At 60.8% G+C, this 20,806-nt stretch carries 8 protein-coding genes and 1 pseudogene; 5 read left to right on the top strand and 4 right to left on the bottom strand.

Annotation, left to right across the window (positions count from 1 at the left end):
- Nucleotides 1-41: 41 nt before the first annotated feature.
- The 3 genes from VSR68_RS07075 to VSR68_RS07065 all read right to left on the bottom strand — a co-directional run bounded on the left by VSR68_RS07075 (nt 42) and on the right by VSR68_RS07065 (nt 12,380).
- Nucleotides 42-5,528, bottom strand: a complete 5,487-nt coding sequence (locus VSR68_RS07075) for a trifunctional serine/threonine-protein kinase/ATP-binding protein/sensor histidine kinase (protein WP_342939134.1) — start codon at nt 5,526-5,528, stop codon at nt 42-44.
- A 256-nt stretch (nt 5,529-5,784) separates the two neighbouring features.
- Nucleotides 5,785-6,213, bottom strand: coding sequence for a hypothetical protein (locus VSR68_RS07070; RefSeq protein ID WP_342939133.1), 429 nt, complete (start codon nt 6,211-6,213; stop codon nt 5,785-5,787).
- Between the two features lie 656 nt (nt 6,214-6,869).
- Entirely contained in the window at nt 6,870-12,380 is a 5,511-nt protein-coding gene (locus VSR68_RS07065; protein ID WP_342939132.1) for a trifunctional serine/threonine-protein kinase/ATP-binding protein/sensor histidine kinase, read from the bottom strand.
- 1,251 nt (nt 12,381-13,631) lie between these two features.
- On the opposite strand from VSR68_RS07065, the gene VSR68_RS07060 reads away from it, so the two are divergent.
- Together VSR68_RS07060 and VSR68_RS07055 are read left to right on the top strand one after the other, a co-directional pair.
- On the top strand, nt 13,632-15,215 hold the full coding sequence (locus VSR68_RS07060; protein ID WP_342939131.1) for a hypothetical protein: 1,584 nt from the start codon (nt 13,632-13,634) through the stop codon (nt 15,213-15,215).
- A gap of 539 nt (nt 15,216-15,754) precedes the next feature.
- Nucleotides 15,755-15,886: pseudogene (locus VSR68_RS07055) on the top strand (IS110 family transposase); the annotation flags it as partial.
- Between the two features lie 85 nt (nt 15,887-15,971).
- Here the strand turns inward: VSR68_RS07055 and VSR68_RS07050 are convergent.
- Entirely contained in the window at nt 15,972-16,868 is an 897-nt protein-coding gene (locus VSR68_RS07050) for a GNAT family N-acetyltransferase (protein ID WP_342939130.1), read from the bottom strand.
- 212 nt (nt 16,869-17,080) lie between these two features.
- On the opposite strand from VSR68_RS07050, the gene VSR68_RS07045 reads away from it, so the two are divergent.
- The 3 genes from VSR68_RS07045 to VSR68_RS07035 all read left to right on the top strand — a co-directional run bounded on the left by VSR68_RS07045 (nt 17,081) and on the right by VSR68_RS07035 (nt 20,758).
- Complete coding sequence (locus tag VSR68_RS07045) at nt 17,081-18,559, top strand: aldehyde dehydrogenase family protein (RefSeq protein WP_342939129.1); 1,479 nt, start codon at nt 17,081-17,083, stop codon at nt 18,557-18,559.
- Nucleotides 18,560-18,783: 224 nt separating this feature from the next.
- A complete protein-coding gene (locus VSR68_RS07040) occupies nt 18,784-19,452 on the top strand; it encodes a haloacid dehalogenase type II (RefSeq protein ID WP_342939128.1) in 669 nt (222 codons plus the stop codon).
- Between the two features lie 31 nt (nt 19,453-19,483).
- Nucleotides 19,484-20,758, top strand: a complete 1,275-nt coding sequence (locus VSR68_RS07035; RefSeq protein WP_342939127.1) for an FAD-binding oxidoreductase — start codon at nt 19,484-19,486, stop codon at nt 20,756-20,758.
- Nucleotides 20,759-20,806 lie beyond the last annotated feature (48 nt).

Raw genomic sequence — 20,806 nt, 5'->3', positions numbered from 1 at the left:
CGGGCGATGCGATCCCCTGCGGTGCGCAATGCGAGGCCGGCCTACGATGAAACAGCTGGATGGACGGGCACCGTGAACTGAAAGCTGGCGCCGCGGGGTACGTTCGCGCTCGCCCACAATCGGCCGCCGTGCGCTTCGATGATCGAGCGACAGATCGACAGTCCTATCCCCAATCCGGTAGCCTTTGTCGTATAAAACGGCTCGAAGAGCCGCTCGATGTTCTCGGGAGCGACACCCGTTCCGGAATCGCGCACCGTCACAAGGACGTCACCCGGCTCATTCGTGGCGGCGCTGATCGTCAATTCTCGCGGTCCGTCGTCAACCGCGCTCATCGCATCGATGGCATTGATAACAAGGTTCAGCATTACCTGTTGGAGTTGCACCCGGTCGCCTTTGATGAGCGGCAAGTCCTCTGCAAGCTGCGTCCGCACAGAGACGCCGTTCCTGTTCGCTTCACCGCACGTGAGTGCAGTGACCTCGCGAATCGCCTCGTTGAGCTGCAGGATTTCGTTGCACGTCGGGGCCTTTTTTACAAGGCCGTGAATGCGCTTTATCACCTCGCCTGCACGCCAGGCGTCGCGGACAATCCGATCAAGCGCCTGGTGTGCCCCCTTCACATCGGGTGGTTCGCGACCAAGCCAGCGCAGACCCGTCGATGCATTGAGCGTGATCCCCGCGATCGGCTGCTTCATTTCGTGACTGATCGAGGCCGCGAGTTGCCCAATCGCCGTGACACGGTTTGCATGCGCGAGCTCGAGCTGCATCTGGCGTGCGTCCGCTTCCGCGCGTTTACGCTCGCTTTGGTCGAGCACGAAGGCGATAGCCTGATTCGCCTTCTCGTCCAGCATTGCAATGCCGATCAGCACCGGCACGCGGCTGCCGTCCTTCCTGAAGTACTCTTTCTCGTACGGCTGTAATATCCCCGTCTTTTCCAGCTTCTCCCACTCTATTCTGCTGCGCTTGAGCCACTCAGGCGGCGTAAGGTCCATCCAGCGCAGACGCCTTGCCAGGAGATCGTCACGGTCGTATCCGACGATACGAAGAAACGCGTCATTGGCTTCGAGGACCCAACCTTCGAGATCCCCAATCAGGATTCCGACGATGTTGGCGTCGACGAGGCGCCGGATCTTCGCTTCACGTTCTGCGAGATCGCGGTATAGGCACGCGTTTTCCAATGCGATCGCCGCCTGTGAGGCGAGCAGCTTCAACAGGGCGATGCGCTTCGGAGCAAAGACGCAGGGAAGGAGGTTGTTCTCCAGATAGAGCACGCCGATCAGCTTGGCCTGCTTGAGTAACGGCAAGCAAAGGACGGAACGTGCGCATTTCCGGCGGATATAAGGATCAGCGGAAAACCGGTTTTCGGCTGAGGCATCATCAATGATGACGGGTTCACGTGTGCTTGCGACATGGCGGAAGAGCGAGTCCGGCAGTGCTGTCGAGCTCGGCGACTGTTGCGGAAATTGCACGATGACTTTGCCACCTTGTATCGTGGCTTCGGCCTCGATGCGCTGTTGGGTGCCCTGTGGAAGGATCAACAGTCCGCGTTCGGCGCCAGCGTGCTCGACTGCGATCACCATCAAGGATCTGATCAGGTTCTCAAGCACCATTTCGCCCGAGATTGCCTGAGCTGTCTTCACGATTGTCGCGACATCCAGTTGCTCGATGTATTCCTCGATAGTCGCGCGTGAGACAGGCGCCACTTCGGTTTTGCTCAAGGGATGGCGCCGATCCAGTTGAGCAATTTTGCCGTGTGCGCCCCATCGGAAATAGCAGTCCCGCGCTTCGCGCAAATAGGCGTCTGCGGCGCGCGCGAGGCCTGAGGCGACGCAGCATTGCCCAGCCAGTTCGTTGGCCAATGCCTGATCCTGGACGAATCCGTGCTCGCTTGCAAAGTGGGCGGCATCCTCATAAAGCCGCATGGCCTGCATCTCGTGTCCGTCCAGACGCGCCAGTTCTGCGCGCAGCAGCAGATGCTTGTGCACAAACGTAACCGGGCAGCTTTGTGCCCACCTTTCGAACGCTTGAATGTTCGCGGCGATGTCAGCCCGGATTTCGGCTTGCCGATCGGTTGATGCGGTGCTGTAAACCGCGGCGAGCGAGAGCGAATAGTAAAGGCAGTAGTTCGCGAACTGGATGTGGCAGCGTGCGGACCAGAGAAGCGGTCTGGCTTTGTCGGCGCACGCGAGCGCCTTCTCGGGTTCGCCCAGCAGATAGTGGTGCTGGACCTGCAAGATCCAATAGAAGCAGTTGACCACGGCGATACCATGTTCCGTGATCTGTGCTTCGATCGTCGCGTCCTCGATCACTCTCTGATCGCCGGTGCGCCCGCGAAGCCTCTGGATGAATTGCAGGATGCTGGAGAGAATATCGTGCACGTGACGGAAGTTGATCCGCTTGACGAACTCGAGTGCCTTGATCGATTCGAACCATAGCTCGTCGAGGTGATCGCCGCGTGTCAGCAGATCTGTCAGCCGATGTTCAAGGCTGAAGGTGGCATATATCACCTCGCCTGTCTCTTGCGCATACCGAGCGGCAGTATCGAGGCATCCTAATGCGACTTCGATCGGCTGCGTCCAGAGAACCGCCATTTGCACAAAGAAGTGCGCGGCCACTTGTTGAGTCGCGAAGCGGTGTTTCTCCGCCACTGCGACCGCCAACCGGGCGAATGCCTCGCCGTCCCGGTATCGGTGGAAGAACGGGCCCAGAAGGACGGAGAGGAACGCGTAGGCGTGGACAGCCGAATCGGTTGTGCCGTACTGCAGCGTCACGGTGACCATTCGGCACGCAATCGTCTGGGCCAGATTGATATCGGTGAAATAGGCCGTCTGCCCGAGCATGTGGAAGATGTTCATGACCTCCCGCATCTCCGGGTCTTCCATCATCGGCAGGCAACTGAGGCTTTCGATCGGGCGCGCGCCGAGGTGCGTCCAGATAGTTTCGTATTCCGCCGATACTTCGTCATCCGCAGGATGACTGGGCAAATCGATATCGAACATTCCCAGACATTCGCGGGCGGTTCTGACAGCGGATGCATTGTCGCCATTCACCAACTGCAGGATCATCCTGAGCCGGTAGGCTTCGGCGCGGTGGATCTTCGATCGCGCCTGAAGCAACATCTCATCGATCCACCGGGTGGCTTCGGTGAAATGGGAGAGAAGAAACTCGCATTCGGCCTGCTCGAACCAGACGCTGAAGGTCAATTCGTAACAGTCGTCCCACCCTTGCTCCGAAAGCAGCGACGCAGCTGCCGCGAGATAATTGCAGGCCGAACGATAAGCGGTAGAGGCCTTCGCTTTTTTTGCTGCGTCGAGATTGAGGGCTGCGGCACGATGTCGTTCGGGCCGCTCGACAATGAGCTCGCATCCAAGATTCAACTGGTTCACGAGATCAAAGATCCTGGCCGCGATGTCTGCGTCATCGAGCCGCGACAAGAGCTGGCGGCCAATGCGCAGGTGATGTTCCGCGCGAGAAACGGCCGGGATCAGCGCATATGCCGCTTCTTGCACCCGGTCGTGCAGGAACTTGAAGCTGCGGTCCATGGAAATGATCGAGCCGGCTCGGACGGCGTCAGCGAAATCCGCATGCACCTTTGCCTCGGAGCCGCCCCAGAGGTTCGCAAGGGTGCCGAAGTCAGCCTGACTGCCCAGGCAGGCAAGCACCTTCAACGCATCCTGTGCGGTAGGCGAAAGCCTCTGCAGCCGGCGGATCATCAGGTCCACGACGTTTTCGGTGAAGCCTTTTGAATCGATGCTCTCAAGACTCCATCGCCACGAGGCCGAATGCGGCTCGAACTCGAGGAGACCTTCCTCAAAGAGATTCGTCAAAAACTGGCCCGCAAAGAAAGGATTGCCGCCGGCTTTCTGGTGAACCAGCCTGGCTAGAGGCAAGGCTTGCTCGCGCGTGCATCTGAAAGCGTCGCAAAGCAATTCACTGAAGTCGTTTGGCGAGAGTGGGCCGACTACGATCTCGTGTACCGTCGTTCCGGCCTTGCGAATCGAACCGAGCGTACTCATTAGTGGATGCCCGGGACCTACTTCGTTGTCGCGATACGCGCCGATCAATAGCAAGTGGCGCGTGTCCAGATGCGTTATCAGGTATTCGACCATGGTCAACGTAGCCGGATCGAGCCACTGCAGGTCGTCGACGAAAATGACGAGCGGATGCTCGGCGCGCGCGAACACGCCGACAAACTTCTGAAAGACGGATTGAAACCGCAGTTGAGTTTCCAGTGGCGAGAGTACGGGAACGGGCGGTTGCGGTCCGATCAGGCTTGCGAGTTCAGGAATCAGATCGGTCAGCAATCGCCCGTGCTGTCCAACGGCTTCTTCGATCGCGTCTCGCCAACGCGCAACGTCGGCATCTTGCCCGTTCAGTATTTGTCGGATGAGTTCCGCAAATGCCTGGGCCAATGTCGAGTAAGGGATGTCCCTCAGACGCAGGTCGAACTTTCCCGAAATGAAAATACCCCGAGGCAGCACGATAACCTTGTGCAACTCGTTGACGACGGAGGATTTCCCAATCCCCGAGTAGCCGGACACAAGGACCAGTTCCGGCGTGCCTTGCGTTGCAACGCGCTCGAAGGCATCCAGAAGCGTCGTGATTTCAATGTGGCGTCCGTAGAGCTTTTCGGGGATTAAAAGCTGTTGCGTCGTATCGCGTGTTCCGAGCGGGAAAGGATCGATCTGATGAGCGGCTTCCCACTCCGCCAGGCATCTTCTGAGGTCCCACTCCAGGCCGCTTGCGGTTTGATATCGATCCTCGGCGGGTTTCGACAGAAGTTTCATCACGATTGCCGAGAGCGGGGCGGGAATGCCTTTGACGCGCTCACCCGGCGCAGCGGGCTGCCGCGCGATATGGCAGTGCACCCATTCGAGGGGATCCAGCGCGCTGAAAGGAAGGGTCCCGGTCAACATCTCGTACAGCGTTACCCCGAGCGCGTAAAGGTCGCTGCGCGAATCGATCGACCGGTTCATCCGTCCGGTCTGTTCCGGAGCCATGTACGCGAGGGTTCCTGCGATCAACTCGGGATGTTCCGGCCTCTGGCGTTCGCGCGGAAGTCGCGAGGCGATGCCGAAGCCGGTGAGCCTCACTTCGCCCGTCGCGTCGTTCACCAGGATATGCGCCGGCTTGATGTCCTTATGGATGAGACCGCGCTGATGAGCCTTGCCCAAGGCGGTGACGATGCCGATGGCGAACGGCAGGAAGCGTTCCAACTGAAGTGGGGCGCCGAGCAGCCGGTGGAGCGGCTCACCGCCCGGGTCCTCCAGCACCAGCAGCGTCCCACCGCCTTCGCGCACCAGTTCCAGCGGCCGCACCGCCCACGCGCCATCGAGTTCGTCCTTCAGTTCGAATTCGTGCGCGAGCCGATCGAGACTGGCAGGCGAGGGATGCTCGACGGCGGGCCGCGCAATGAGTTGCGTCAACTTCCCGTCGTTAGCCGACCGCGGTGCCCGGCTGAGGACGCGCTCACCATCCTCCCACAAGATCTGGAGGCCGTTGCGCATCTCGCCGTAATCATGGGTAGCCATTTGCCGCCCCCCGCGATTTCGTCAGAATACACCCGACGACTTATAAGGCGGAGCCGCTATTCGACGTGAAATGGGTCCGGTCCTCGCGGATTGCTTCCTCGAGGGCCGCAGTCGAAACATCCATTGGTCGCGCCAATTGCATCAACGCGATGGGCGTCGGATAGAGCCTCGCCTTTCTCCGTCGGCGGCACGAATGGCGGTGATGCTTCGAACGAAGCCACGCCGGGATGGCGCGCGCCGTCGAGAGGCGCGGCGCTCAGGCGGCGTATTTCTTGATGTGCTCGGTGGACAGGCCGAACTGACGAGCAATCGACGTGAGCCGTTCCCGCCATTCCCAGATGCCGAACGCGTCATGGACGTTTTGCAGGCAGCTCAAGAGGTTGATCGTCGTGGGATCGAAAACGTTGACGCGTGCTCTGAGCAGCGCCTTCTTCAGCGCAACGACACCGGCATCCATATAGGCCGGAACTTCGTCCGGGCGTTTGCCGATGTAGCGCACCGGCACTCCCTCCATCGCAGTGACATAATCGTGCGGCCTGATGAGGCTGCCGACCGGACAGCCGCCGCAATAGCCCCGATATGCGCCGCCGCCGCGCGGAAGCAGCGCGGCACGACCTTGGCCGAAAAGATGGTCGATCGCATGATCGAACAACGCCTGATGCGTGAGGAAGCTCAAATTTTTCATGGATGTTGGCGGCTCGCGACGGAGCAGCGAAGTGGAATTGATCGATCCACCGAGTTCCTCGGTGCCTCAATAGTGCCCAGCCACAGACCTCGATGACTGACGCTTTGAACAGGCGCTCCGATTTGGGCGCCGACTCGATCACCGAAAAGCGTTGAAAGACAACTTATGCAGTCCCTCGCGTCGATCGATCAAGTCGTCCATTTGCCTGGCACTCACGACGAGTGCTCAGTCTACGAACCAATTTAGGGTATGCCGAGAAGAGTCGCAATTGCACTTTGGGTTAGGTATGACACGACATTGCTTCGCACCGGTTGAAGGTGTCGCTACACCATCGGGCAATTGAGTCGCGCACCGCTTACCGCTTGAAGCCGGTGTCCGTGCGCGACGTCTCCGCGACGCTGGCGTAGCATCGCGTGCACCCGGAACGAGTACGGATCGGACCGAGTCGGGTGATAGTCGCCTTTCTCAATCGCGATGTACAACGAAAGGATTCGGGTAGCAGGCTGATTGCGTCTCGCCCCGTGGCGTACATTCGGATGTCGGCTCTGAGCGAGACATCGGACGCTAGCTGGCCGACCATCATGCAACTCGTAGCCATCGACGGCGGACGGAGACCGGCGAATGCGATACCCTGCGGTGCGCGATGCGAAGCCGGCTTACGCCGAAGCCGCTGGATGAACGGGCACCGTGAACTCAAAGATAGCGCCGTGGGGTACGTTTGCGCTTACCCACAATCGCCCGCCGTGCGCTTCGACGATCGAGCGGCAGATCGACAGTCCCATCCCCAAACCGGTAGTCTTTGTCGTATAAAACGGCGCAAAGATGCGCTCGATGTTCCCGGGAGCGATACCCGGCCCGGAATCGCACACTGTCACCAGGACGGCACCCGTTTCATTCATGGCGGTGCTGATCGTCAATTCCCGCGGTTCGTCATCAACCGCGCTCATCGCATCAATGGCATTGATAACAAGGTTCAGCATCACCTGCTGCAGTTGCACGCGATCGCCTTGAATGAGCGGTAAGTCCTCGGCAAGCTGCAGCCGCACAGACACGCCGTTCCTGTTTGCTTCACTCGACGCGAGCGCCAGGACCTCGCGAATCGCCTCGTCGAGTTGCAGGATCTCGTTGCACGTCGGGGCCTTTTTTACAAGGCCATGAATGCGCTTGATCACTTCGCCGGCACGCGCGGCGTCACGGACGATACGATCGAACGCCTGACGGGCCTCCGTCACATCGGGTGGTTCGCGACCAAGCCAGCGCAGACCCGTCGACGCATTGAGTGTGATCCCCGCGATCGGCTGCTTGATTTCGTGGCCGATCGACGCCGCGAGTTGCCCAATCGTCGTGACGCGGTTGGCATGCGCGAGCTCGAGCTGCATCTGCCGTGCTTCCGCTTCCGCCCGTTTGCGCTCGCTCAGATCGAGCACAAATGCGATACCTTGAGTCCCGCTTTCTTCCAGCATCGCAACGCCGACCAGCACAGGCACGCGGCTGCCGTCCTTCCTGAAGTACTCTTTCTCGTACGGCTGTAACGTTCCCGTCATCTTCAGCTCCGGCACCCACTCTCTTCTGTGGCGCTCGAGCCACTCCGGAGGCGTCAGATCGCTCCAGCACAGACGCCCCGTCAGGAGATCGTCACGGTCGTATCCGACAATACGAAGAAATGCGTCATTGGCTTCGAGGATCCGACCTTCGATATCCGCAATGAAGATCCCGACGATGTTGGCGTCGACGAGGCGCCGGATCTTCGCTTCGCGTTCTGCAAGATCGCGATACAGACGGGCGTTCTCCAGCGTCATTGCAGCCTGCGAAGCCAGTACCTTCAGGACCGCTATCCTTCCCGGGGTAAAGGCACCGGCTGCGAGGTGGTTTTCCAGATAAAGCAGTGCAATCAGCCTGCCCTGTTTAACGAATGGCAGGCAGAGGACCGATCGCGCCTGCACGCGAGCAATGTACCCGTCGTTGGAGAACGCGCCCCGGGCTGAGGCATCGTCGAGGATGACGCTCTCCTGTGTACGCGCGCAATACTGAAGAATCGACTCGGGCAATTCGGCCGCGGAGATCGGCGCCTCGCGAAGCGCGACCGTGACTGAGTCGCCGTCTGTATTTGCCTGCGCCTCGATCCACAGCTCGGCGCCGCGCGGAAGCACGAGCAGGCCGCGTTGCGCGCCCGCGTGTTCCACTGCAGTGCGCATCAGTGCTTCGATCAGGCTCTCGAGCACAATTTCGCCCGACACGATCTGTGAGACGCTCAGCACGGTAGCGAGATCCAGCTGCTCGATGGGCGTTCCGGGTGTGGCCGTCTGGCGCGCATGGTCCGCATAGGGCTCGAGGCTGGGGTAGCACTGTTCAAGCTGTCGCGCCTTGCCGTTTGCTCCCCATCGCAGATAGGCCTCATGGGCATCTTGCAGGTAGACGCGCGCGACCTTCGCGAAGCCTCGCATCAAAAAGAAACGCGCAGCAAGTTCGTTGGCAAGCGCTTCGTTGTGTACAAAGCCGCTTGCCTGGGCCGAGCGGATAGCCTGATCGTAAAGGGTCATCGCATCGAGCGTGCGGCCTTCGATGCGCGCGATCTCTGCCCCCACTAGGGCAGCGCGGTCCTCGAAATTCTCCGGGCAAAGATCTGCCCAGTTCTTGAGTTGTCTTTGATGGTCCGCAAGTGCCTCAATGTGAACCTGTCGCTCATTAGCCGTTGCCGTATCGAAACAGGCCACGCGAGACAACGCGCCGTAAAAGTGATATTCGGCGATTTCGAAGCTGGGGGACGCCCAAAGCACCCGTCGCGCCCGCAATGCGGCATCGGCCGCCGCACCATAGTCGCCTGCGAAGAACCGCGCCTGCAACTTACGGATCCAGTACCAGCACTCGGCAATGGCCAGATCCGGGTTCTCCGCGAAACGGCGCTCGATCCGAAGTTCATCAAAATTCGCATCGTCGAAGTGGCCAAACGTCGGCGTGAGCCCCCTCAGCGTCCGTATCAGGCCGAGCTGGGCGCTGATGCCGTCAACGATGGCACCGTATTGTGTCTTCTGCGCAAACGCGAGACCCCGTTCGGCTTCTTCTTGTACCTGTTCCAGCGGATCGCCGGCGGCAAGCAGGTTCGTATTCAGGTAGCTACAACCGTGCGCCGCCCCACTCGGGTCCCCGCTCTGGTTGGCCGCCTCCAGCGCTTGACGCATTATTTCGCGGCCATCCCTGACGGGTTGTTTCCACGGCAGGGCGGTGCCGCCAAAGGTCATATAGGTCCTTGCGTCGTAGCGCTTCAGCCCACGCTTCTCGACCAGCTTGTAGCCGAGCCGGCCAAATCGGTATGCGGTCTCGTAGTCGCCGAAGCGTGACCCGGCGATCACACCGAGGCACGCATAGGCGTAAGAGGACGCGTCAGCGTTGCCGTGCTCGAGGCTCAGATTGACAAAACGACAGATGACCAGGCAACCCAGGTTCGGACTCGAATAATAGGCAGGCGCCGCGAGCTTGGCCAGAACATCGACAGTTGCGAGCGAAGCCGGGTCGCTCATCAAGGGCAGATCGACAAGTACCTCAAGCGGGCGGTCTCCAAGCATCGACCAGATCCGCTGATACTCCCGGCGCGCTTCCTCTTCTGTCGGTTGCGGCGACCACTCGATGCCCAGATGTCGGAGGCATTCGAGAGCGACGGCGACCGCGCGGCCGTTCTCATCGCGGGTCACGTGCACGTCCACGCGCAGACACGCGACGCACGCATGTTCGAGCGCATACTCCGCGCGGGCCGCGAGTGCCGCGAGACGTTCGTCCGCAGCCGCCAGCGCACCGGTCAGCAATTCGCATTCGGCCCGATGCAACTCCAGCGCGAACATAAGCTGCCGCAGGCGCTCCCAGCCATCGTCGCCCACGAGCGCCACACCGGCAACCAGATATGTGAGCGCTGAGGCGTAGGCGGTGGAGGCCTTGGCGCGCCTGCCGGCGATCAGGTTGAACCCGGCGAGCTGGTCCCGCTCCTCTCGTGACACGATGAGCGGGATCGCGCGATTGAGCTGATTGACGATCTCGAAGATCTCCTCGTTGCGTTTTTCGGTCGGCGTGTGCTCCGCCAGCAGTCGGCCGATACGAAGGTGGGCTTCGTCTCGCAGCTTTTCGGCGATCAGCGAATACGCGGCTTCCTGAACGCGATCGTGGGCGAACCTGTAGCTGGCCGCGCCGCGCTCCACCAGTTCATGCCGGAGGGCGGGCCAGAGCGCCCCCTGAACCTGCTCTTCCGACGTCCCGAGGACAAGTGAGAGCGTCGTCGTCCCGGCGCTATTACCAAGACATGCCAGTTGCTGCAACGCATTCTGCGTTTCGCCCGGCAGGCGCGTGAGTTTCGCGACCATGAGGTCGACGACGTTATCGGTATATCCCTTGGTGTGAATGCGCTCGAGATCCCAGCACCAGCGGGCAGCATCATGGTCAAAGACGAGCATGTCCTCTTCAGCGAGCGACGACAGGAACTGAATGGCAAAAAACGGATTGCCGCCGGTTTTCTGGTGGACCAGTTGCGCGAGTGGCACGGCGTGTGCGGGCTCGCAGCGAAGCGCGTCCGCAAGCAACTGCCGCAGATGCGCTTGCTTAAGCGGCGCCAGCGCAATTTCCGTGACCTTGCCACCGTTAGCCTTGATGGCTTCGAGCTTGCGCGTCAGCGGATGGTCGGCTGTCACCTCGTTGTCACGATAGGCACCCATCAGCATGAGGTGCTGCAGATCGGACCGGGTCAACAGGCCCTCGAGCAGATCGAGCGTGGCCGCGTCGAGCCATTGCAGGTCGTCGAGAAAGAGTGCCAGTGGATGTTCGGCGCGGGCAAAGACACCGATGAAGCGCTGGAACACCAGCTGGAAACGGCGTTGTGCCTGCTGCGGCTCAAGCTCAGGGACGGGGGGCGGCTCGCCAATGATGAGCTTGAGCTCTGGCACGACGTCAATCATCAGCTGTGCGTTCGGCCCGAGCGCCTCGAGAAAGGCGTCTCGCCAGCCGGAGAGCTCGGCGTCGCGCTTGCCGAGCAGCGGTCGCACGAGGCTCTGAAAGGCCTGAGCGAGCGTCGAATAAGGGATGTCGCGCTTGTACTGGTCGAACTTGCCCGCCGCGAAGAGCCCGCGCGGTGGAACCAGCACCCTGTGCATTTCGTTGACGACGGCGGACTTGCCAATGCCCGCATAGCCCGAGACCAGCACCAGCTCCGGCGCGCCGTCTTTGATGATGCGATCGAAGGAGGCCAGCAAGGTCCCGACCTCGTTTTCGCGCCCATAGAGCCTTTCCGGGATGAGCAGCCGATCAGGCGTGTCCTGCTGGCCGGGTGCAAAGTCATCGATGTAACCGTGTGCTTCCCACTCGGCAAGGCAGCGCCGCAGATCGCGCTCGACGCCGCCGGCGGTCTGGTAGCGCTCTTCGGCCGTCTTGGCCATCAGCTTCATGATGATGGCCGACACGGGGGCGGGGACGCCCTTCAGCCGCTCGCTGGGCGGCACTGGTTTTCGCGCGATATGACAGTGCACCCACTCCATCGGATCGTCTGCGGTGAACGGCAGCGAACCTGTCAGCATCTGGTAGAGCGTGACGCCGAGCGCGTAGAGATCGCTGCGGGCGTCGATCGAGCGGTTCATGCGCCCGGTCTGTTCGGGGGCCATGTAGGCAAGCGTGCCGGCGAGGGTTTCTGGCGGCTCGGGCGCCTGTCGCTCGCGTCGCAACTGCGAGGCGATGCCGAAGCCGGTCAGCCGCGGCTGGCCGTCCGTGCAGTTCACTAAAATATGGCCAGGCTTGAGGTCCTTATGGATGAGGCCGCGCTGGTGCAGCTTGCCCAGCGCCACGGCGATGCCGGCGGCGACGCGCACCGCGCTACCTACCGCCATCGGCGCGCCGATTAGCCGCTCGAGCGACTGACCGCCCGGATCCTCGAGCACAAGTAGCGTTCCACCGCCTTCGCGCACCAGTTCCACCGGCCGCACCGCCCACGCACCATCGAGTTCGTCCTTCAGTTCGAATTCGTGAGCGAGCCGTTCAAGGCTGGCAGGTGAGGGCTGCGCGACGGCGGGCCGCGCAATGAGTAGCGTCTTCTTCCCGACATCTGCCGACTGTGGTGCCCGGCTGAAGACGCGCTCACCGTCCTCCCACAAGATCTGGAGGCCGTTGCACATTTCGCCGAAATCATGGGTAGCCATTTGCCGCCCCCGCCATCTCGTCAGAATACACCCGACGCCTTATAAGGCGGAGCCCGCTATTCGACGCGAAATGTGTCCGGTCCTCGAGGATCCCTCGGCCAGCGAATCCAGCCGGCGAGCGCTGAAGTTCGCCTGTGGAGAAGCCGTTTCCTGCAACCGCTTCTGGTTATGGCGCCCATTGCAGTGGCGCGGAATGGATCTCCCTTCACTTGAAAAGAGATGATCTGTACGACGGTGATGCCGCGTAATGCAGTTGAAAATCCGCTCACCGTAGTATGGCTTCACGCGACGTGCACACACGGTGGCGACGATGTACGAGAGCTCGACGAGAGGTTGCCGTCAAGACGAGTGGAGCGAACTTGTCCTGCTCGTAATGAAAACGAGTCTGTCTGTGGCCCATGAGCTGAGACTGCCACCCGAAGCCGTCCTTGACTGTGCCGCGAGGCATCTGCACTTCCATGATTTCCCGTGTTTTGCATCGGCGGTGCAGGGCGCTGCGCGCGCGCACGCGTGCTGTAGCGTATGCAGGTAAGACCGCTTCGGATCGATATTGCGTCCAGCAAATAGTGAGGGGCGCAAAAGATCTAAGCGGGCACACACAAGTGGGTCGGATCGCGGCTTACGTGTGCACGCCCTGTCTCGTTGGGTATCGCGGGGGCTATTGTTGTCCACGGACGATTGCCGTGATAACCCGCGCCTTATCACGGCAAAGATCCTGGAACGCGCGCCGCTTGGGGAGAGGAGGGCGACGGTCGGCAGTTCGGCCTTTGCTGCCGTTGGAGTGTCGGCCGCTGTGAGGCAGTTCATAGGAGCATCGCAGCCGTTCGCGAGATCGGCTGCTTAACATCCCCGAGTCAGCATGATCTGAGATCGAGGCATCCAGCCCCGGCCGCGCACATCTGCACTCTTGTGACCGTTGCGATTCGTCGCGCGTCGACAACCTCACTGCGACTCCCGGTATTGCGCGAACGGCAATTATTGGCCGATCCGTGGCCGACGGCCAACGCAACAAACCAACCGCAAATGGACGTTCGAATTGCGCCGTACAGAGCGCTGCTCAGAAACATGGCGAGCCAGGTCAACAATTCTATGACTTTCTTCATATACACAGTCTTACGCCGGTCTACTACTGTAGACGGGAGACTATGTCGGTAGTTCGAGGAGTCTCGCTGGTTCGCCCGTTGCCTGTGCACGCTTAACGGGGAGATTCAGTGGGTTACATGCAGAAAGCGGTATGGCGAGGTAATCAAAATGACACACAGTCAGGAAACGATCATTTTGCAGTGGTTGATCGGCGTATTCGTCGTCGTGGTATATGCAAACGATAGATTCGAAAGTCCACTTCCAATGCGCCCAACAACGACTTTCGCGCGGTATTGGATCGCGCGCAGTGGCTATGCTCTATCAATGCTGTTGCTTTACTACGTCCTTAGTCAGGCTTTTTCCAACACGTCTTCACTCGCAGCGTTTCTGGGCGTTGACGACGCCCATTCCAACCTCAATGACCTACCGGAACCACTTTTGACGGCTTTGTTCCTCACTTCTATCCTTCCGCATTCCCCAGTGCTAAAAAAAGTCGATGAAGTGGTGAAGAAATGGTTCGAGCGTATTGGAAATATTCCTTATGAAGTGCGTGAACTAAGCGGCAAGCTCCGCAACGTGGAATTCGCCCCGCAAGAAGATGCTATCAAAGAAATTAGGGATTCACTCGATCGTATCGGTGTGAGTACCGACTGGCTTGCATCGCCAACAAACACACTGACCGGGAAATGGGCGAGAACTGCGGCCCTTTACGCGACGCTTCGACAATGGCCGGATTCACGTTTTGGAAGGTTTACGGATCGCCAGCAAGAAAGACTGACCGACTTCGACCAGCATATCGACAAACTGCGCATAAATCTAACAGCCGATACGCTAGCGATGCTCGATATGAGCGAGCACGTGTCCTTGGCCATGCCTCTGAGGCAAAAACTGCTTGGTGAAATCGATGCCGTTTACAAGGACCTGTGCGACTTCGTCAGCAGCGGCGTACTCGAATGTGAATGGGGGCCGAATAGCCGCTACTCAACACTTGCCAAACTTGGTTTCCGTAACGTCAGCAAACCGGATAACCCATTGCGAGCCGACGACCTCGTACTTGTCATCGGTTTAATTTTCTTTGTGGTGGTAATCGTGATCGTTTTGTTGGGTGCGGTCAGCGGAGCAGCCGATGCTGCAAGTTTTCGTTTGGCCATCTTGCTGCCGATGATCTACGGAATCTCGATCGCCGCGGCAGTCTATCCGAAAGCCGCCTGGTCCTATGCGCGAGTGAAACTTCCAGATCGGCGTCCCGTTGCTGCGTATGCAATATGTGGCGTGTTCGCTGTAGCTGCATCCTTTCCCGCTGCTCTGGTGCTGCGAATGATATGGGTTAGTACCGGTAATCCGTTGGATCTACTCGTTCAGCAAGGTCTCTTTTCGAATGCATTGAATGAATCGATAGAACGTTGGCCTTGGTACGTTGGAACATTCTTTACCACTGTCGGCATCGCGTGGGTGGCGGATGACTATTATGGCGTCAATGATCCGCCTGTCTGGCTGCGTTATGTTGAAGCGATCGCGCTCGCAGCGTTCTTCGTTCTTGTGCAGTACATAGTGCTACAGTTTTTCAAGAGCGACGATAACTTGCGAGCTTTCTACGAACAGCGGCTAGAACCGAACTGGCGCCAGATATATATCAACTCAGCCATTATAGGGATGTGCATCGGGTTTCTCGTTCCGCACTTCTATAGGCGCAGTTGTATTGCAGCTAGTCGGTCTGGTAACGATCGACTAACGCCTCCTCGCCAAACGTAACGCGTTCACACGCAAACCGATCACGTAAAGAAGTTCCCGATCTCATAGAACAGCGATAACTGCCTCTGTGAGTCGGTCACAGTTGACATTCGCCTGCACTGCCCATCAGTTGACAGCTAAGCTACGTGTAACGGTCGTTGGCCGAATCACCGGCCAACGTCAGCTAAGGCCGATAATTGTCGCCCAGCGAAAGCAGGGAATGAGCGCTCTGGTAGATGCCGTTGAGACTGCGTGTGTTCGATCGGCAGCGAAGGTATTGGCAAGACGGTGGTGTAGAGTCGGGCCAACTGCCATCGAAGTCCGAGCCGTGACGAATTTACATTGCTTTATGGCGCAAAGGGACAGATCGTCGAAAATTTAAGTGTCTGCCTGTCAAGGCGACACGAAATGGTTGGACATCGAGCGGACGGGTGCGAAATTGGCCGGCGCGACCCGTGAAAAACGACACGAATTGGTTGTCAAACCGCGACATCAATTGCTGAACTCTACAGCCGCCGCCGCCGCTGTAGCGTTCATCAATTAATGTCGTTAACGACGCGTTGTTGATCCACGGAGCGCGTGCCGTCATCCGGGCTGCCCAACATAGAGGCGACAAGGAAGGATGGCTGCCTCGTCTACTACAGCGTCGCAATTCCAACGAGGCCGCCGTCGCGCTGGCCGACAAGATGTGAATTCGAAGTGCCCGCGTCGTTGCGCGAATCGCGTATCGCGCACGCGGGCCTTGTTCTTTCCTGGCACGCTAACGGCTTGCGAGCATCACCACACCGCCTGGCTCGCAATCGCAAACTGCTTGAACTGTGCATCGACAGGGAGCGGCCCATTGCGCATCATCCTCTCGATGCTGTCGACGTGCGGCAGCCCAAGCCCTTCGAGCCACGTGGAGAGTCCGTGCTCCACGGGCGTATCGACGCGCACAAACATGCCCGCATTCAACGCGAGCCAGTGGCTGATCAGTGCCTTCGCGCGGCTCGCATCGGGCGAGCCGGGCGCGATCACGGGGCCAATCACATGGCCATCGCCGAAGCGCCGGAACAGCGCGAAGCCGATCAGTTCGCCATCGCGGTCGAGCGCGATGCCGCTGGAGATATCGAGCAACTGCGGGAGCAATTCGCGCCGGTCCAGTCCGCTCGCGCGCGAAGCGAGTTCGACGAGACGCGGCGCATCGTTGACGCCGAGAGGGCGCAGACGCTCGCCAGGCGGCAGTGAGACGAGCGGCGGCTGAAATGCCGCGCCCTGATGCTGATGGATCGTGCCGATGTTGCGAAAGCCGAACTGCTCGCACAGTGGCAGGCCAGCAGGGCTCGCGTGAATCAGCAAGGTACGCGTGCCGAGGTCTTTGATCAGTAGCTCGATCAGCTTGCGTCCGACGCCGCGCCGTTGTCGCCCGGGCGCCACGATCAGCATGCCGAGCGTCGCGGCCTCGCGCCCGAACCGCCACGACAGCGCCGTACCGATCACGCCGCTCCCGTCCTCGGCGACGAAGCCTTGGCCCGTGCGCGCCGCGAAGCACCAGTCATCGGGACGGTGCCGCCATCTGACGGCGCGCGACAGCGCATGTGCTGCCGCGATGTCGTCGGACGTGAAAGGGCGGTACCCGATCACGCCGTTGCTGTTTGGGTCGGACACGCCGGCCTCCTCGTTCTGAAGACACATACCGTGACTCTCTCACCGTCCGGTGCGCCTGGCTAGGACGATCCTTCTATTGCATGGTCCGCAACCGTGACGACGATGATGCAATGCAAAACGCAGGGTTCCTGCCACGATAACGCGTCGATTCTGCTGTGCGCGCTTTTTTGTCGGTGAAATCTGCCGACCAGCCGGGCATACGATTTCCTGCATCCAAGGCAATCGAAGGACTCACGCAAATGGACCGTTTCGATCCCGCAACCATCAACGTGCGCAGCGGACATTTCATCGACGGCGAATATGTCGATGAAGGCGCGTCGCACATCGAGGTCGCGCGTCCGTCCGATGGCGTCATCTACGCGTCGGTGCCCATCGCCGATGCCGCGCTGATCGATCGCGCGGTGCAGAACGCATGGACCGCGTTCCGGACGAGCGGCTGGGCGCGCACGGCGCCGCGCGAACGCGCGCGCGTGCTGCGGCGCTTCGCCGATCTCGTCGCCGCCGACGCGAGCACGCTCGCGCCGCTCGAATCGCTCGGCTCGACGCGGCCCATTCGCGATGCGTTTTGCTGGGACGTGCCGTTCACGGCGGAAGGGATTCGCTTTTACGCTGAGTTCGCGGACAAGGTCGGCGGCGACGTCGCGGCGACGGACCACGATCATCTCGGCATGACGATCGCCGAACCCTACGGCGTGATCGCCGCCATTGCGCCGTGGAATTTCCCGCTGGTGATGGCATCGTGGAAGATCGCGCCCGCGCTCGCGGCGGGGAACGCAGTCGTGCTGAAGCCTTCGGAGATGACGCCGTTCTCCGTGCTGCGGCTTGCTGAACTCGCGGTGGAAGCGGGCGTGCCGCCCGGCATCTTCAACGTCGTGCAAGGCGATGGACGCACGACGGGCGATGCGCTCGTGCGCGACTCGCGCATCGCGAAGGTGACGTTCACGGGATCGACGCGCACGGGCGCCGCCATCATGGCCGCATGCGCGGAGTCCGGCACGAAGCCTGTCACGCTCGAACTGGGCGGCAAGAGTCCGCAGATCGTCTTCGCGGATGCGCCGCGCCTCGATGATGTCGTGCGCCGCATTGCAGGCGCGATCACGGTGAATGCGGGGCAGGTGTGCGTGGCGGGATCGCGGCTTCTCGTCGAACGGTCGATCGCGGATGAACTCGCCGAGCGGATCGTCAACTTCTTTAGCGAACTCAAGGCGGGCCCAACGTGGGCGCCCGGCACGACATTGCCGCCGATCATCTCGGAGCCGCAGGCGGTGCGCATCGACACCATCGTCGAACGCAGCGTCGCGAGCGGCGCGACCTTGCGCGGCGGCGGCCGACGCGCGGACGCCGCCACGCCCGGCGCCTTCTATATGCCGACCCTGCTCGCGAATGTCACGCCGGACACGGAAGCCGTGCGCCACGAAGTCTTCGGGCCTGTGCTGACCTTGCAAACCTTCGACACCGAAGAAGAAGCGCTCGAACTCGCTGCGCATCCGGAGTATGGGCTCGCGGCGGGCGTGCATACGGCCGATCTGGGCCGCGCGCTGCGTATGGTGCGGGGCATCGAGGCGGGCACGGTCTGGGTGAACCGCTACGGGCGCACCAGCGATTTCATGATCCCGACGGGCGGCTACAAGCGCTCGGGCATCGGCAAGGATCTCGGCCGGCAGGCTTACGAAGCGAATCTGCGCTTCAAGAGCGTGCTGATCGATGTGCGCCTCTAAGAATCCTTCGCGCACGTATGCAGGAAACGGCGCCGCATAGTCTGCTGCCGACGCCACTCAAAACGCGTGGTTTGTATCGCCGGAGCCACTCGAATCAGCGACATCTGTACTTTTTGCACTGTTTAAATTTTCCACAGGGATGAGTTTCCTGTTTTCGCCACTGAACTCCGGACGGGTCCCGTATGGGTCGCCGCACGAGTTCACACCACGATAGGACTGACACCATGATCGATTTCGAGCCGAAGTACATCACGTTCGACTGCTACGGCACGCTGACGAAATTCCGTATGGCCGACATGGCCCGCGAAATGTACGGCAATCGCCTGCATGGCGCCGAACTGGAGCAATTCGTCGCGTTCTTCGCGGGCTATCGCCGCGACGAAGTGCTCGGCGCGTGGAAGCCGTATCGAGACGTGATCGTCAATGCCGTGCGCCGCGCGTGCAAGCGCATGAATGTCGAGTTCAATGAAGCGGAGGCCGAAAAGTTCTACCTGGCCGTGCCGACATGGGGCCCGCATCCGGACGTCCCGGAAGGTCTATCGCGTCTTGCGAAGAAGTACAAGCTCGTGATCCTGTCGAACGCCTCGGACGACCAGATCCAGAGCAACGTCGACAAGCTCGGCGCGCCGTTCCACCGCGTGTTCACCGCGCAGCAGGCGCAATCGTACAAGCCGCGCATGCAGGGCTTCGAGTACATGTTCGATCAGCTGAACTGCAATCCGGGCGACGTGCTGCACGTTTCGTCGAGCCTGCGCTACGACCTGATGACAGCGCACGACATGGGCATCAGGCACAAGGCGTTCGTCAAGCGCGGCCATGAGCCGGGCACGCCGTATTACGAATACTACGAAGTCGACACGATCGGCGATATCGCGACGAAGCTCGGCCTCTGATTCACGCTCGTCATCCCCACGAGGACACCCGATGAAACTCGACTCCTACTGGCTCGATACCGCGCCTGCCGCCATTGCGGCCTGCGTGGGTCCCGTCGAAGGCCATGTCGACGTCGCCGTGATCGGCGGCGGTTTCACCGGATTGTCGGCCGCGCTCGCGCTCGGCAAGCGCGGCGCAACGGTGGCAGTGCTCGACGCCGGGCGCGTCGGCGGTGGCGCGTCGGGGCGCAACGGCGGCCAGTGCAACACGGGCGTCGCGCAGGACTATGCGGCGCTGCGCGAGCAACTGGGCGTCGAGCGCGCACAGGCGTGCTATCGGGCGTATGCGGCCGCTGTCGATACCGTCGAGCGGCTGATCCGCGAAGAGAAGATCGATTGCGACTACCTCGCGTCGGGCAAGCTGAAGCTCGCGGCGAAGCCGCATCATCTCGCGCATCTCGAGCACACGGCTGAGCTGATTCGCCGTGAAGTCGATCCCGATGTCGAGATCATCGCGCGCGAGCGCATTCGCAGCGAAGTCGAGTCGGACTGTTTTTACGGCGGACTGCTGCAAAAGCGCGGCGGGCAGATGCATATGGGCAAGTTCGCCGTCGGGCTCGCGAACGCTGCCTTGCGTAACGGCGCGCGGCTGTTCGAGCATGCGGCCGTCACATCGATCGAGAAGGATCATGGCGCGTGGCGCATCGAATCGGCGCGCGGCACGTTACGCGCGCATCAGGTACTGATCGCGACGGGGCCTTCGCGGCATGGTCCGTTCGCATGGTACCGGCGCAGGCTGGCGCCTGTCGGCTCGTTCATCGTCGTGACGGAACGGTTGCCCGCGGATCAGCTCGCGCGCCTGCTGCCGATGCGCCGCTCGTACACGACGAGCCGCCTGATGCACAACTACTTCCGCGTCACGTCCGATTCGCGTTTGCTGTTCGGCGGACGCGCGCGCTTCACCGCGTCCGAACGGCCTTCCGATGCGAAGAGCGGCCGCATCCTGCAGGCGACTCTCGCCCAGATGTTTCCGAGCCTCGCCGGCGCGCGCATCGACTATTGCTGGGGCGGCCTCGTCGATATCACGGCAGACCGCTTGCCGCACGCCGGACAGCACGACGGCATCTATTTTTCGATGGGCTACAGCGGCCACGGCACGCAGATGTCGACGCACATGGGCCAGGTGATGGCCGAGGTGATCGGCGGCAATGCGGCCGCGAACCCGTGGCGCGATTTCGACTGGCCCGCCATTCCGGGGCACACGGGCAAGCCGTGGTTTTTGCCGCTCGTCGGCGCGTATTACCAGATCAAAGACGTCTTCTATTGATAGCCGTTTTCACACACAGACAGCCCGAAGCTGCCGATTTTCCCCATG

This window comes from Paraburkholderia phymatum (genome assembly GCF_038900715.1).
Classification (GTDB): Bacteria; Pseudomonadota; Gammaproteobacteria; order Burkholderiales; family Burkholderiaceae; genus Paraburkholderia; species Paraburkholderia phymatum_A.
The sequence above is the reverse complement of the archived record's forward strand: the minus strand, read 5'-3'. Positions and strand labels throughout refer to the sequence as shown.

Coding starts and splice junctions, on each gene's coding strand:
- VSR68_RS07075 (WP_342939134.1), bottom strand. CDS start 5,528: ATGGCTACCCATGATTACGGCGAGATGCGCAACGGCCTCCAGATCTTG.
- VSR68_RS07070 (WP_342939133.1), bottom strand. CDS start 6,213: ATGAAAAATTTGAGCTTCCTCACGCATCAGGCGTTGTTCGATCATGCG.
- VSR68_RS07065 (WP_342939132.1), bottom strand. CDS start 12,380: ATGGCTACCCATGATTTCGGCGAAATGTGCAACGGCCTCCAGATCTTG.
- VSR68_RS07060 (WP_342939131.1), top strand. CDS start 13,632: ATGACACACAGTCAGGAAACGATCATTTTGCAGTGGTTGATCGGCGTA.
- VSR68_RS07050 (WP_342939130.1), bottom strand. CDS start 16,868: ATGTGTCTTCAGAACGAGGAGGCCGGCGTGTCCGACCCAAACAGCAAC.
- VSR68_RS07045 (WP_342939129.1), top strand. CDS start 17,081: ATGGACCGTTTCGATCCCGCAACCATCAACGTGCGCAGCGGACATTTC.
- VSR68_RS07040 (WP_342939128.1), top strand. CDS start 18,784: ATGATCGATTTCGAGCCGAAGTACATCACGTTCGACTGCTACGGCACG.
- VSR68_RS07035 (WP_342939127.1), top strand. CDS start 19,484: ATGAAACTCGACTCCTACTGGCTCGATACCGCGCCTGCCGCCATTGCG.